Genomic DNA, 12240 nt, shown 5'->3' with positions numbered 1-12240 from the left:
AAATCTCCTTATTAACTAATGTAACATAATACTTCGCCACCGACATTTAATTTTCTTGCTTCTTTGTCGGTAATTACGCCCATTGATGTTGACAAAATAGCGATACCCAATCCGTTTAATACACGTGGGAGGCTATTAGCGTCAGAATACTTTCTTAAGCCTGGACGACTTACTCTTTGAAGTTTGGAAATAGCAGGCAACTTGGTGACCGGATGAAATTTCAGGGCGATCTTGATGATTCCCTGTTTGTCATCATCTTCGAATTTATAATTCAAGATATAACCTTTTTCAAACAGTATTTTTGTTATCGCTTTTTTCAAATTTGAAGCAGGAATTTCAACCACTCTATGGCTAGCTTTCACTGCATTTCGAATTCTTGTTAAATAATCTGCAATTGGATCAGTAAGCATCTCTATCTTATTGTTTATTGTTTATTTTTTATTGATTATTTTTTATCGATTATTTTTACATTTTTCAATAATCAATAATCATTTTTAATTACCAACTGGCTTTTCTGATACCGGGAATCAAGCCGTTCAGAGCCATTTCCCTAAAGTTGATACGTGAAACACCAAATTGACGCATATAACCTTTTGGGCGACCCGTTAATTTACACCTGTTGTGCAAACGTATCGGTGAGGCGTTTTTTGGAAGTTTTTGCAAACCTTCATAATCACCTGCTGCTTTTAATCCAGCCCTTTTGGCAGCGTATTTGTCAACGAGTTTTTGTCGTTTAACTTCTCTCGCTTTCATTGATTCTTTAGCCATATGCTTATCTTATTTTTGATTTTTAAATGGAATACCAAATTCTTTTAATAGAGACATTGCTTCTTTATCAGTATTGGCCGAAGTAACAAATGTGATATCCATTCCATTAATGCTATTAATTTTATCAATATCTATTTCAGGAAAAATGATTTGCTCGGTAACACCAAAGGTGTAATTTCCTCTTCCGTCGAAACCTTTATCATTTACTCCCTTAAAATCTCTAACTCGAGGCATTGCAACTGAAACAAGTCTATCCAAAAATTCGTACATTTTGTCGCCACGAAGAGTAACTCGAACACCTACAGGCATTCCTTTACGAAGTTTAAAGTTAGAAATATCGCGTTTTGATTTGGTAATTACAGCTTTCTGTCCTGTAATTTTGGTCATTTCATCAACACCGGTGTCGATAATTTTTTTATCAGTGATGGCTTTTCCCAAGCCCTGATTTACTGATATTTTTTTCAGCCTTGGAACCTGCATGATGGTTTTGTAGCTAAATTCTTTGGTGAGTGCGGGAATTATTTCTGCGAAATATTTTTCCCTTAATCTAGGTGTATATTCCATTACTTAATTACCTCCCCTGTTTTTTTTGAATATCGAACACTCTTATTATCTTTCTCATCCATTCTTTTACCAACGCGAGTAGGATTACCGGCACCATCAACAACTTTCAAGTTTGATAGGTGAATTGGTGATTCTTGCTTGATAATCCCACCTTTAGGATTTTTAGCATTGGGTTTGGCATTTTTTGAAACCATGTTCACACCTTCTACGATACCGCGATTTGCCTCAGGCATAAGCTTAAGTACACGACCCTGCTGACCTTTCGATTCACCACTGATAACCATGACGGTATCACCCTTTTTTATATGTAATTTTTTTTGCATAATCTATTTCTTATTTTAAAGCACTTCGGGTGCTAATGAAACGATTTTCATAAATTGCTTGTCGCGAAGTTCTCTGGCTACTGGGCCAAAAATACGGGTACCCGACATTTCTCCAGCTGCGTTCAAAATCACCACGGCATTATCGTCGAAGCGAATATAAGAACCATCATTTCTTCGTGTTTCTTTTTTGGTGCGCACTACGACTGCTGTGGCAACGGTACCTTTTTTAATGTTCCCTGAAGGAATGGCACTTTTTACCGAGACAATAATTTTATCACCAATTCGGGCGTATCTTTTTCCGGTACCGCCCAACACCCTGATACAAAGCACTTCCTTTGCACCACTATTGTCAGCTACAGCTAATCTTGATTCTTGTTGTATCATAACTATTTAGCTCTTTCAATAATTTCAATTAATCTCCAGCATTTACTTTTGCTCAACGGACGGGTTTCCATAATCTTTACTGTATCACCAATGTTACAATCGTTGTTTTCGTCGTGAGCAGTTAATTTGGAAGTTTTGATCCCAAACTTTCCATATATAGGATGTTTAACTTTACGTTCGATCAAGACAACAATGGATTTTTCCATTTTGTTACTTACAACCAATCCTACTCTTTCTTTTCTTAAATTTCTTTCCATAGCAATTCTTACTTATCAGTTTCCTGGTCATTAGTACCAGCCAAGGCTTTTTCAATTCCACGTTTCCTTAATTCGGTCTGAATCCGGGCTATGGTTTTCCTATAGGCCTTGATTTTATTTGGATTTTCAAGAGGAGAAACCGCATGATTCAGTTTCAATTTTGTCAATTGTTTTGTTTCTTCCTCTAATCGATCTACCAAATCATCTGTAGAAAGTTCTTTGATAACTGCTTGTTCCATTTTCTAAATATTGATTATTCTACGTAATCTCTTCTTACTACAAATTTCATTTTAATTGGAAGCTTTTGGGATGCCAAGCGCAATGCTTCCTTGGCAATTTCCAATGGCACACCTTCTGCCTCGAAAAGGATTCTGCCTGGAGTTACCCTTGCTACGAAATATTCTGGAGCTCCTTTACCTTTACCCATACGTACCTCAGCAGGTTTTTTGGTTATTGGCTTATCGGGGAAAATTCTAATCCAAATCTGTCCTTCACGCTTCATATAACGAGTAACTGCTTGACGAGCAGCTTCTATTTGTCTTCCGGTGATCCAGGTTTCTTCTAGAGCTTTTATTCCAAAAGATCCAAATGCAATTTGGTTGCCACGAAAGGAATTTCCTTTCATTTTCCCTTTTTGCATTTTCCTGAATTTTGTCTTTTTCGGCTGTAACATCTGATATAATATTATAAATTATAAGTCCTGTTTATCTTCTCTTATTTCGTGGGCCTCTTCCGCGTGGTCCGCCTGGTGCCGGTGCGCCTCCTCCCCCTTGTTGGGTTTTGGCTCCAATTCCTGTTGTAGGAACTAATTCAGGTTTCCCGTAAATTTCACCTTTACAAATCCAAACTTTAATTCCGATACGTCCATAAGTGGTATGAGCTTCACTGAGCGCATAATCAATATCTGCACGTAAAGTATGCAATGGAACACGTCCTTCTTTGTACGATTCACTTCTTGCCATTTCAGCACCACCGATTCTACCAGAAATCTGAACTTTAATTCCTTCGGCACCAATTCGCATTGTTGAAGCAATAGCAGTTTTAATGGCTCTTCTGAATGAGATTCTACCTTCGATTTGACGAGCGATTGAACTGGAAACGATTACCGCATCTAATTCCGGCCTTTTAATTTCCGAGATATTGATTTGGATTTCCTTACCGGTAACTTTTTTCAACTCTTCTTTTAGTTTGTCAACTTCAGAACCACCTTTTCCGATAATAATACCCGGACGAGCAGTAAATATGGTTACAGTTACGAGTTTTAAGGTACGCTCAATAATTATCTTTGATATTCCAGCTTTTGCCAGCCGGGCATTCAGATATTTTCTGATTTTATCGTCTTCTATCAGTTTATCGGCAAATTTATTTCCACCGTACCAATTTGAATCCCATCCCTTAATGATTCCTAATCTAAGACCTATTGGATTTGTTTTTTGTCCCATTAAATGTATCTTATAGATTATTGATTTTGATTTTTAACTTCTTCTACTACTGTTCTGCTATCAAGTATAACAGTGACATGATTTGAACGTTTTTTTATTCGGTGTGCACGGCCTTGAGGTGCAGGTTGAATACGTTTTAATACTCTGCCACTATCCACTAAAACTTCTTTAACATAAAGGTGGCTGTCTTCAATACGCTGACCTTCATTTTTAGCTTCCCAGTTTGCGATAGCTGAACGCAATAGTTTGTGCATTCGGATTGAAGCTTCTTTTGGAGAATGTTGTAAAATATGCAATGCATTTTCAATATTTCCTCCTCTGATCAAGCCAGCTACTAATCTCATTTTTCTGGGCGAAGTAGGACAATTATTCAATTTGGCAAAGTATGTTGTTTTCTTTGCTTCCTTTAATTGTTCTGCCGAATTATGTTTTCTTGCTCCCATTGTATGTACTTATTTATTGCCTTTTATCGTTTGCCTTTATCTTTATTTCCTGCGTGTCCTCTGAAAATTCGGGTTGGGGCAAATTCACCTAATTTATGTCCAACCATGTTTTCAGTAACATAAACCGGAATGAATTTATTTCCATTATGAACAGCAATGGTTTGTCCAACAAAGTCTGGGGAAATCATTGATGCCCTTGACCAGGTTTTAATAACCGTTTTTTTGCTGGATTCAATATTCGCAAAAACCTTTTTCTCCAGTTTGAAATGAATATAAGGACCTTTTTTAAGAGAACGACTCATTATTCTTATGATTTAATTATCTATTTTATTTCTTTCTTCTTTCAATGATATACTTGCTCGATGCTTTTTTCTTTGAACGAGTAATGTAACCTTTTGCAGGAGTGCCTTTACGTGATCGTGGGTGACCACCGGTAGCTCTTCCTTCTCCACCACCCATCGGGTGATCAACCGGATTCATTACAACCGGACGAACTCTTGGACGACGACCCAACCAACGGGTACGTCCTGCTTTTCCGGATCTTTCCAAACTATGATCGCTATTTGATACTGTACCAACTGTAGCTTTACATGTTTGTAAAATCATTCGGGTTTCACCTGAAGGCAATTTCAGAATTGCGAATTTACCATCTCGGGTCATTAATTGGGCGTGAGATCCTGCACTTCGTGCCATCTTTCCACCTTGACCCGGACGCAATTCAATATTATGAACTACTGTTCCGAAAGGTACTTCGCTCAGGAATAATGTATTTCCAACATCAGGGCTTACACCTTTTCCTGAATTAATTTGCTGCCCAACTTTTAATCCGTTAGGAGCAATAATATACCTCTTTTCACCATCGGCATAAAAAAGTAAAGCTATACGTGCAGTCCTGTTTGGATCATATTCAATAGAATTAACCGTTGCAGGAATACCATCTTTATCTCTTTTGAAATCAATGATTCTATACTGTTTCTTATGACCACCACCCATATATCTCATGGTCATCTTTCCATCACCGTTCCTTCCTCCTGAGCGCTTTTGTGTTACAAGCAAGCTCTTTTCTGGTTTATCTGCCGTGATGTCGTCAAATGCGCTTATTATCTTAAAGCGTTGACCTGGTGTTGTGGGTTTAAATTTTTTTAAAGCCATCCTAATTAAATATTGCTATAAAAATCAATTGTTTCGCCTTCGGCTAATGTAATAATAGCCTTCTTAAATGAACTTGTTTTGCCGCTAATAAATCCGGCTTTTGTAAATCTGGATTTGGATTTACCGGAGTAACTCATGGTATTTACTGCTGTAACCTCAACTCCGTAAATTTCCTTTATCGCTTCCTTAATTTGAAGCTTATTGGCCCGTTTATCCACTATAAAACCATAACGGTTGAGTTTTTCTCCCATCGCGGTCATTTTTTCTGTAATTACAGGCTTTTTAATGATATCCATTTTTATGAATTTTAATATTTTTTATTTAAACAAACATTTTCTCAATCTCAGCAAGAGAATTCTCAGAAATCAATAAATTATTTGCATTTAAAATATCGTAAGTATTGAGTGCAGAAGCATGAACAACTTTAATTTTTTTCAGGTTTCTGGCCGCGAGATAAATATTCTCTTTGCTTTCGCCCAATATAAATAATGTTTTCTTCTCGCTTAAGCTGAAATTATTAAGCATTTCAATAAAACTCTTGGTTTTTGGTTCCATTTCGAAATCTTCAACAACCATAATGTTTTTATCTATTGCTTTATATGAAAGTGCTGACTTACGTGCTAAACGTTTAAGTTTTTTGTTCAACTTAAAACGATAGTCTCTTGGTTGTGGGCCAAACATACGGGCTCCACCTCTAAAGAGACCGGATTTAATACTACCTGCACGGGCAGTACCGGTTCCTTTTTGACGTTTAATCTTGCGAGTACTTCCAGATAATTCACTTTTGCCTTTTGAGCTGTGGGTTCCTTGTCGTTGATTTGCCAAATATTGTTTGGTATCAAGATAGATCGCATGATCGTTAGGTTCAATCCCGAATATTTCATCATTCAGGTTGACTTTCTTCGATGTCTCTTTTCCGCTAATATTATGTACTACTAACTCCATCTTTCAATAATTAAATATGAATTTTTTGCACCAGGAACTGCACCTTTAACAATAAGAAGGTTTTTCTCAGGAATAATTTTTAAGATTTGGAGATTGATCAATTTAACGCGATCACCACCGGTTCTTCCAGCCATTCTCATACCTTTAAATACTCTTGAGGGCCAAGAAGATGCACCAATAGAACCCGGAGCTCTTAATCGATTGTGCTGTCCGTGAGTTGCATCATTAACACCTCTAAAGTTATGACGTTTAACTACCCCTTGAAATCCTTTTCCTTTGGATGTTCCAACAACATCGATAAATTCACCCTCGACAAAAATTTCAACGCCTATTACATCACCAAATTTTTTCTGATGGCCCTTTTCGAAACGGGTCAACTCGCGAACTATTCGTTTTGGAGAAATACCTGCTTTCGCAAAATGACCTTTCATTGCATTTGAGGTATGTTTTTCTTTTTTATCGTCAAACGCAAGTTGTATTGCTTCATATCCGTCAATTTCCATTGAACGGACCTGGGTTACAGTACAAGGGCCAGCTTCAATAACGGTGCATGGCACATTTTTGCCGTTTGCATCGTATATGCTGGTCATACCTATTTTTTTTCCTATTAATCCTGACATTTTTCTTTCTTTTAAGCTCTTAAATCCTGCTAACTAAACTTCAACTCTTAAACTTAAACTTTGATTTCTACTTCAACGCCACTTGGCAGCTCGAGCTTCATTAATGCATCTATTGTTTTAGATGTGGTACTGTATATATCAAGAAGCCTCTTGTATGAGCAAAGCTGAAACTGTTCCCTTGCTTTCTTGTTCACAAAGGTCGCTTTGTTAACTGTAAAAATCTTTTTGTTTGTTGGCAAGGGAATTGGTCCGTTAACAACTGCTCCAGTTGATTTAACAGTTTTAACAATCTTTTCCGCTGATTTATCAACCAGGTTATGATCGTATGATTTCAATTTGATTCTAATCCTTTGACTCACGTTCGTTAATTTTTATTACTCAATTAAGAATTTAATACGTATCCTCTTATTTTATATAATACTTCTTCTTGTATGTCCTTTGGCGTAACCTGATAATGTGAAAATTCAAGATTTGAAATTGCACGACCGGATGAAATTGTTCTCAATGTTGTTACATATCCGAACATTTCGGCCATTGGCACTACTGCTTTAATAACCTGTACACCTAATTTTGATTCAACATTTGAAAGGTGACCACGGCGTTTGTTAATATCACTGCTCAAGTCGCCAACATAATCGTCGGGAGTGCTAATTTCGAGCTTCATCATCGGCTCTAAAATAGCCGGATTTGCAAGTTTGGTCGCATTTCTGAACGCTTGTGCTGCGGCAACTTCAAACGACAAAGCATCCGAATCAACACTGTGGTATGATCCATCAATTAAACGAACCTTGAGGTTATTCATCGGAAAACCAATCAACGATCCATTTTGCATTGCCATTCTGAATCCCTTTTCAATTGCAGGGATATATTGTTTTGGGATGCTACCATCCCTGGTTTCATTTATAAATTCCAACCCTTTTACCTCATCCGAAGCAGGACCGATTTCAATATAAATTTCGGCAAATCTACCCCTGCCACCAGTCTGTTTTTTATAAACTTCACGATGTAAAATGGTCTTGGTAATCGCTTCTTTGTATGCAACCTGAGGAGTTCCACGATTAACAGCGATATTGAATTCTCGTTTCAATCGATCAATCAAAATATCAAGATGCAATTCGCCCATTCCATTAATTAAAGTTTGGCCTGAATCTCCATCTACCCGAACGGTAAAAGTTGGATCTTCTTCTGCAAGCTTTTGTAAGGAAATAGCCAATTTATCAACATCTTCCTGAACTTTTGGTTCAACAGCCATGCTGATAACCGGTTCTGGAAATTCGATACTTTCTAAAACTAAGGGGTGTTTAATATCTGTTAAAGTATCGCCGGTACGGATTTCTTTAAAGCCAACCGCAGCACCAATATCTCCCGCTTCGATCCTTTTCAATGGATTTTGCTTGTTGGCATGCATTTGTAAAATCCGGCCTATTCGATCTTTCTTATTTGTATTTGAATTCAAAACAGTTTCACCTGCTTCCAAAGCACCTGAATAAACCCTAAAAAAAGCAATCCGCCCTACAAAAGGATCGGTCGCGATTTTAAAAGCTAATGCTGTAAAAGGCTCATCAACGCTGGCACTTCTGCTTTCTTCTTTATTTGTGAATGGATTAATTCCCTTCACGGCGGTGATATCAATTGGAGAAGGTAAAAATGAAGTAATGGCATTTAACAGAAACTGGACACCTTTATTTTTGAAAGAAGATCCGCAAAGTACAGGAGTAATTCTCAACTCTATGGTAGCTTTACGAATGGCTGCATAGATTTCCTCCTGGGTAATCGATTCAGGATTTTCAAGAAATTTAGTAAACAGTTCATCGCTTTCTTCTGCAACACCCTCAATAAGTTTTGAACGATAAAGTTCAACTTCTTCTTTTAATTCTTCAGGAATTGGAACTTCAAAATACTTGGCACCAAGTGTATCATTATCCCACTCATAGGCTTTGTTGGTAATTAAATCAACAATACCTGTAAAATCGTCTTCGGCACCAATCGGGATTTGCAATGGAATTGCTTGTGCTCCTAGTTTTTCATTAATTTCAGTAATAACCTTAAAAAAGTCAGCACCGGCACGATCCATTTTGTTTACAAAACTGATGCGCGGTACATGATATTTATTGGCTTGTCTCCAAACAGTTTCCGATTGCGGTTCAACACCACCAACAGCACAGAATAAAGCAACTGCTCCATCCAAAACCCTGAGTGATCGTTCAACCTCAACAGTAAAGTCGACATGGCCGGGGGTATCAATGATATTAATTTTGTATTGATTATTGTTGAAGTCCCAAAATACAGTTGTAGCAGCAGAGGTAATGGTAATACCACGCTCCTGTTCCTGAATCATCCAATCCATGGTAGCAGTACCATCATGAACTTCACCAATTTTATGATTAATACCGGTATAATACAAGATACGCTCAGTCGTTGTGGTTTTACCCGCATCGATATGAGCCATAATGCCTATGTTTCTTGTATATGTTAGTCTTTCCGACATTTCTGTATTATACCTTATTATATGCTGATTAAAATCTAAAATGCGAGAAAGCTTTATTAGCTTCTGCCATTCTATGTGTGTCTTCTTTTTTCTTAAAAGCAGAACCTTCTTCTTTATACCCTGCCATGATTTCACCGGCCAATTTCTGACCCATTGATTTTTCATGACGTTTACGAGAATAGCCAATCAGGTTTTTCATACCAATCGACATTTTTCTGCCTGCCCTGATTTCAGAAGGAATCTGAAAAGTTGCCCCTCCGATTCTCCTACTTCTAACCTCTACCGCTGGAGTTACATTAGCCAAAGCTTTTTTCCAAACTTCCAATCCGTCTTCCTGCATTTTTTCAGTTACAATTTCTATTGCTTCGTAAAAAACTTTAAAAGCCAGGTTTTTCTTTCCTTGGTACATCAAATTGTTAACAAATTTTGTCACCAAAACCTCATTGAATTTTGGATCAGGAAGAATAACTCGTTTTTTTGGTCTAGATTTCCTCATTGTTTTATCCTTGAGTTAAATATTTTTATTTCTGTTTTGGTCGTTTTGTACCGTATTTTGATCTTCTTTGAGTACGTCCCTCAACACCTGAAGTATCCAATGCACCTCTGATGATATGGTATCTTACACCCGGAAGATCTTTCACCCTGCCCCCACGTATCATTACAATTGAGTGCTCCTGCAAATTATGTCCTTCACCCGGAATATAGGCATTCACCTCTTTTCCGTTAGTTAGTCGAACTCTTGCAACCTTTCTCATAGCTGAGTTAGGTTTTTTAGGTGTTGTGGTATAAACCCTAACACAAACTCCCCTACGTTGCGGACACGAATCCAGAGCAGGAGATTTACTCTTATCGGTTAATTTTTGACGTCCCTTGCGAACTAACTGTTGTATTGTTGGCATACTACGCTATTTTGTTTATTATTTGTTCCACCTTATTTTTTTGGGTGTGCAAAGGTAAAAATAATTCCTTATAATGAACCACATTACTGATTTAATTTTTACGCTTTTATACAATAACTTTTTTCTGAAAAATCGAAAGGTGAGATTTTACGACCTAGACTTTTGCCAGTGGTTATTATATGTTAGAACAGGTAATTTTGTTTTAACCACTGCCGAAAACCTATAGTTGTCTTAATTGTCAGGTTTCCTTACTCTTTTTCAGTATTTTACTATTAACATCCCCTAATTTGGGGCTGCAAAGGTAACAAAACATTTTTAAAAAACAATAGCGATTTTAAAAAAATATGCAATAAATAATATGTTGTCAACAATTGTTTGTTAATATTATGAATTTCAACAAAAGAGGTTAGGGAGTTAACGTGTTTAAGTGTTAATGTGTTTTGGCTTAGGAGTTATTAGTAAATTGGATAAACTGTAAATTAGTATTGCTGGGATAACTTTCATTTCTGACTCTTACCTTTCCGACTAAAGCAAAAAGAGATAAACGGATTTCGAGGACAGTCGAACGTTCTCAGTATGTCACTGGATTATCATAAGAACTAATGTATTCTACAAAAATGTTTGGTAAAAGTATTTTCGTGTAGGCAAAAATTATTAAAAAATAGTACCTTCGAAGTGGTTTAAGGTGCTTTTTTTTCAGGGGCATCTTTACAGCTTATATACTAATCATAATGCTTTAAACATGTTAAAAACTGCATTTTTCTACTTCACATTCTGGCTGATCCTGATTTTCAGCATCCTCTTTTTTATACCCTATTACGCTCTTAAACTTACAGGAAGCAAAAGTGCATTAAAACGTTTTATTTACATATTAAGCAGCGCTTGGGCACGTTTTATTTTGGTTGTGAATGGGGTAAGTTATACCGCTTATGGTAAAGAAAACATTCCCAAAACCCGCTCGGGTTTGGTTGTAATTTCAAATCATCAGGGAAGTTTCGACATTCCAATTTATATTTCATGCCTTCCGTTTTCGGTTGGGTTTATCGCCAAGCACGAATTGAAAAAATTGCCTATCATCAATGTACGGATGATCGCGCTAGATTGTATTTTCATTAACCGGAAAAAATTGAAGGAATCTTCCATGAAAATCAATGAACGGATTCGCCAAAAAGATAAGAACCCCATTTTTATTTTTCCTGAAGGTACCCGAAGCAAAGGACCGCAAATGGGACCATTCAAACCCGGCAGCCTCAAACTTCTGTTTAACGAAAAAGCCGATGTATTGCCCGTTACCATCAGTGGCAGTTTTAAGTGTATGGAGTTACATCAAAATGTAAAAAGCGGTCATGTTGAACTCTTTTATCACCCTGTTATACATTGCTCCGATTATCCTGAGAATGATTTTGATCAGTTTAATAAAGACCTGCAGCGAATCATTGCCGGGCCTTTGACGGCGAAAAATAAAGAATAAAAACCAGCTGGCACTATTGTATTTTTAGCGAGTTCTCTATATGCCTCGAAAGGCCCAGCACAATTGCCTAAACCAACAATAAAATTCAAAACACATCCAGAGAGTAACCATAATTTTCTTACATTTGAGTTTTACTCCCCAAACTTTGAATCGAATTTTTAAATAAAAGAAATACAAATGAATGATAGGTTAATCCTTCTTAAGGATTAATGCTTCGAATGGGGAAAGCTTTATTTGATCAATAAACCTCAAATCTGATCTATCATGAGTTGAAAACAGTAGGACCCAATGCTCGTTCGGCAATAGATTAGCAGAAATCTTATGATTTCTAAAATTCATGATAATATAAACTTGTTCTTCTTCTTTAATCCGGTAATAGCTTAACAGACCTTGTTTACCCTCAATTCCGAACTGCAATTGTCCTGTAAATAAAGCCGGTATTGAACTTCGCAACAAGATCAATTTTTGATAGATACTGAACAAT

At 36.9% G+C, this 12240-nt stretch carries 21 protein-coding genes; 1 reads left to right on the top strand and 20 read right to left on the bottom strand.

Annotated features, from left to right (window positions below; translation table 11 throughout):
* Window positions 1-11 precede the first annotated feature (11 nt).
* The 19 genes from rpsH to rpsL form a co-directional block, all read right to left on the bottom strand.
* Window positions 12-410 carry a 30S ribosomal protein S8 gene (rpsH, locus tag KKG99_04255; GenBank protein MBU1012193.1) on the bottom strand — a complete coding sequence of 133 codons (399 nt, stop codon included), beginning with the start codon at window positions 408-410 and terminating at the stop codon, window positions 12-14.
* 88 nt (window positions 411-498) lie between these two features.
* Complete coding sequence (gene rpsN / locus KKG99_04250; GenBank protein ID MBU1012192.1) at window positions 499-768, bottom strand: 30S ribosomal protein S14; 270 nt, start codon at window positions 766-768, stop codon at window positions 499-501.
* A 9-nt stretch (window positions 769-777) separates the two neighbouring features.
* Entirely contained in the window at window positions 778-1332 is a 555-nt protein-coding gene (gene rplE / locus KKG99_04245; GenBank protein MBU1012191.1) for a 50S ribosomal protein L5, read from the bottom strand.
* Window positions 1332-1655: a 50S ribosomal protein L24 gene (gene rplX / locus KKG99_04240; GenBank protein MBU1012190.1), complete on the bottom strand. Its 324-nt coding sequence runs from the start codon at window positions 1653-1655 to the stop codon at window positions 1332-1334. Before rplX ends, rplE begins: the two co-directional genes overlap by 1 nt.
* 15 nt (window positions 1656-1670) lie before the next feature.
* Window positions 1671-2039 (bottom strand): 50S ribosomal protein L14, encoded by a 369-nt coding sequence (rplN, locus tag KKG99_04235; protein ID MBU1012189.1) that lies wholly within the window; start codon window positions 2037-2039, stop codon window positions 1671-1673.
* Between the two features lie 2 nt (window positions 2040-2041).
* Window positions 2042-2296, bottom strand: coding sequence for a 30S ribosomal protein S17 (gene rpsQ / locus KKG99_04230; protein MBU1012188.1), 255 nt, complete (start codon window positions 2294-2296; stop codon window positions 2042-2044).
* Window positions 2297-2304: 8 nt separating this feature from the next.
* Entirely contained in the window at window positions 2305-2535 is a 231-nt protein-coding gene (gene rpmC / locus KKG99_04225; GenBank protein ID MBU1012187.1) for a 50S ribosomal protein L29, read from the bottom strand.
* Window positions 2536-2549: 14 nt separating this feature from the next.
* Window positions 2550-2969 (bottom strand): 50S ribosomal protein L16, encoded by a 420-nt coding sequence (rplP, locus tag KKG99_04220; protein ID MBU1012186.1) that lies wholly within the window; start codon window positions 2967-2969, stop codon window positions 2550-2552.
* 31 nt (window positions 2970-3000) lie between these two features.
* Window positions 3001-3738, bottom strand: coding sequence for a 30S ribosomal protein S3 (gene rpsC, locus KKG99_04215; protein MBU1012185.1), 738 nt, complete (start codon window positions 3736-3738; stop codon window positions 3001-3003).
* A gap of 17 nt (window positions 3739-3755) precedes the next feature.
* Window positions 3756-4181 carry a 50S ribosomal protein L22 gene (gene rplV / locus KKG99_04210; protein MBU1012184.1) on the bottom strand — a complete coding sequence of 142 codons (426 nt, stop codon included), beginning with the start codon at window positions 4179-4181 and terminating at the stop codon, window positions 3756-3758.
* A 23-nt stretch (window positions 4182-4204) separates the two neighbouring features.
* Window positions 4205-4483: a 30S ribosomal protein S19 gene (rpsS, locus tag KKG99_04205; protein MBU1012183.1), complete on the bottom strand. Its 279-nt coding sequence runs from the start codon at window positions 4481-4483 to the stop codon at window positions 4205-4207.
* A gap of 25 nt (window positions 4484-4508) precedes the next feature.
* Window positions 4509-5333, bottom strand: coding sequence for a 50S ribosomal protein L2 (gene rplB / locus KKG99_04200; GenBank protein MBU1012182.1), 825 nt, complete (start codon window positions 5331-5333; stop codon window positions 4509-4511).
* Between the two features lie 5 nt (window positions 5334-5338).
* Complete coding sequence (gene rplW, locus KKG99_04195; protein MBU1012181.1) at window positions 5339-5629, bottom strand: 50S ribosomal protein L23; 291 nt, start codon at window positions 5627-5629, stop codon at window positions 5339-5341.
* A gap of 25 nt (window positions 5630-5654) precedes the next feature.
* Window positions 5655-6278 carry a 50S ribosomal protein L4 gene (gene rplD, locus KKG99_04190; GenBank protein ID MBU1012180.1) on the bottom strand — a complete coding sequence of 208 codons (624 nt, stop codon included), beginning with the start codon at window positions 6276-6278 and terminating at the stop codon, window positions 5655-5657.
* Window positions 6269-6898 carry a 50S ribosomal protein L3 gene (gene rplC, locus KKG99_04185; GenBank protein ID MBU1012179.1) on the bottom strand — a complete coding sequence of 210 codons (630 nt, stop codon included), beginning with the start codon at window positions 6896-6898 and terminating at the stop codon, window positions 6269-6271. The genes rplD and rplC overlap by 10 nt, the downstream gene beginning before the upstream one ends.
* Before the next feature lie 53 nt (window positions 6899-6951).
* On the bottom strand, window positions 6952-7257 hold the full coding sequence (gene rpsJ / locus KKG99_04180; protein MBU1012178.1) for a 30S ribosomal protein S10: 306 nt from the start codon (window positions 7255-7257) through the stop codon (window positions 6952-6954).
* Window positions 7258-7280: 23 nt separating this feature from the next.
* Window positions 7281-9386 (bottom strand): elongation factor G, encoded by a 2106-nt coding sequence (fusA, locus tag KKG99_04175; GenBank protein ID MBU1012177.1) that lies wholly within the window; start codon window positions 9384-9386, stop codon window positions 7281-7283.
* Window positions 9387-9414: 28 nt separating this feature from the next.
* Complete coding sequence (gene rpsG, locus KKG99_04170) at window positions 9415-9882, bottom strand: 30S ribosomal protein S7 (GenBank protein MBU1012176.1); 468 nt, start codon at window positions 9880-9882, stop codon at window positions 9415-9417.
* Between the two features lie 25 nt (window positions 9883-9907).
* The gene (gene rpsL / locus KKG99_04165) at window positions 9908-10285 is read right to left on the bottom strand and encodes a 30S ribosomal protein S12 (protein MBU1012175.1); all 378 of its coding nucleotides are present in this window, start codon (window positions 10283-10285) and stop codon (window positions 9908-9910) included.
* A 742-nt stretch (window positions 10286-11027) separates the two neighbouring features.
* Here rpsL and KKG99_04160 point away from each other — a divergent pair.
* Window positions 11028-11756: a 1-acyl-sn-glycerol-3-phosphate acyltransferase gene (locus tag KKG99_04160; GenBank protein ID MBU1012174.1), complete on the top strand. Its 729-nt coding sequence runs from the start codon at window positions 11028-11030 to the stop codon at window positions 11754-11756.
* A gap of 189 nt (window positions 11757-11945) precedes the next feature.
* Here the strand turns inward: KKG99_04160 and KKG99_04155 are convergent.
* Window positions 11946-12240, bottom strand: a 295-nt coding sequence (locus tag KKG99_04155) for a DUF3459 domain-containing protein (GenBank protein MBU1012173.1), incomplete at its 5' end; no start/stop codon positions are given.

This window comes from Bacteroidota bacterium, assembly GCA_018816945.1.
Classification (GTDB): domain Bacteria; phylum Bacteroidota; class Bacteroidia; order Bacteroidales.
This window is presented reverse-complemented; position numbering and strand designations above follow the sequence as displayed.

Excerpts from the sequence above, each read along its gene's own strand:
- rplD (MBU1012180.1), bottom strand. The coding sequence starts at position 6,278 with ATGGAGTTAGTAGTACATAATATTAGCGGAAAAGAGACATCGAAGAAA.
- fusA (MBU1012177.1), bottom strand. The coding sequence starts at position 9,386 with ATGTCGGAAAGACTAACATATACAAGAAACATAGGCATTATGGCTCAT.
- rpsL (MBU1012175.1), bottom strand. The coding sequence starts at position 10,285 with ATGCCAACAATACAACAGTTAGTTCGCAAGGGACGTCAAAAATTAACC.
- rplB (MBU1012182.1), bottom strand. The coding sequence starts at position 5,333 with ATGGCTTTAAAAAAATTTAAACCCACAACACCAGGTCAACGCTTTAAG.
- rpsH (MBU1012193.1), bottom strand. The coding sequence starts at position 410 with ATGCTTACTGATCCAATTGCAGATTATTTAACAAGAATTCGAAATGCA.
- rplC (MBU1012179.1), bottom strand. The coding sequence starts at position 6,898 with ATGTCAGGATTAATAGGAAAAAAAATAGGTATGACCAGCATATACGAT.
- rplV (MBU1012184.1), bottom strand. The coding sequence starts at position 4,181 with ATGGGAGCAAGAAAACATAATTCGGCAGAACAATTAAAGGAAGCAAAG.
- rpsC (MBU1012185.1), bottom strand. The coding sequence starts at position 3,738 with ATGGGACAAAAAACAAATCCAATAGGTCTTAGATTAGGAATCATTAAG.
- rplN (MBU1012189.1), bottom strand. The coding sequence starts at position 2,039 with ATGATACAACAAGAATCAAGATTAGCTGTAGCTGACAATAGTGGTGCA.
- rplX (MBU1012190.1), bottom strand. The coding sequence starts at position 1,655 with ATGCAAAAAAAATTACATATAAAAAAGGGTGATACCGTCATGGTTATC.
- rpsQ (MBU1012188.1), bottom strand. The coding sequence starts at position 2,296 with ATGGAAAGAAATTTAAGAAAAGAAAGAGTAGGATTGGTTGTAAGTAAC.
- rplW (MBU1012181.1), bottom strand. The coding sequence starts at position 5,629 with ATGGATATCATTAAAAAGCCTGTAATTACAGAAAAAATGACCGCGATG.
- rpsS (MBU1012183.1), bottom strand. The coding sequence starts at position 4,483 with ATGAGTCGTTCTCTTAAAAAAGGTCCTTATATTCATTTCAAACTGGAG.
- rpmC (MBU1012187.1), bottom strand. The coding sequence starts at position 2,535 with ATGGAACAAGCAGTTATCAAAGAACTTTCTACAGATGATTTGGTAGAT.
- rplP (MBU1012186.1), bottom strand. The coding sequence starts at position 2,969 with ATGTTACAGCCGAAAAAGACAAAATTCAGGAAAATGCAAAAAGGGAAA.
- KKG99_04160 (MBU1012174.1), top strand. The coding sequence starts at position 11,028 with ATGTTAAAAACTGCATTTTTCTACTTCACATTCTGGCTGATCCTGATT.
- rplE (MBU1012191.1), bottom strand. The coding sequence starts at position 1,332 with ATGGAATATACACCTAGATTAAGGGAAAAATATTTCGCAGAAATAATT.
- rpsN (MBU1012192.1), bottom strand. The coding sequence starts at position 768 with ATGGCTAAAGAATCAATGAAAGCGAGAGAAGTTAAACGACAAAAACTC.
- rpsG (MBU1012176.1), bottom strand. The coding sequence starts at position 9,882 with ATGAGGAAATCTAGACCAAAAAAACGAGTTATTCTTCCTGATCCAAAA.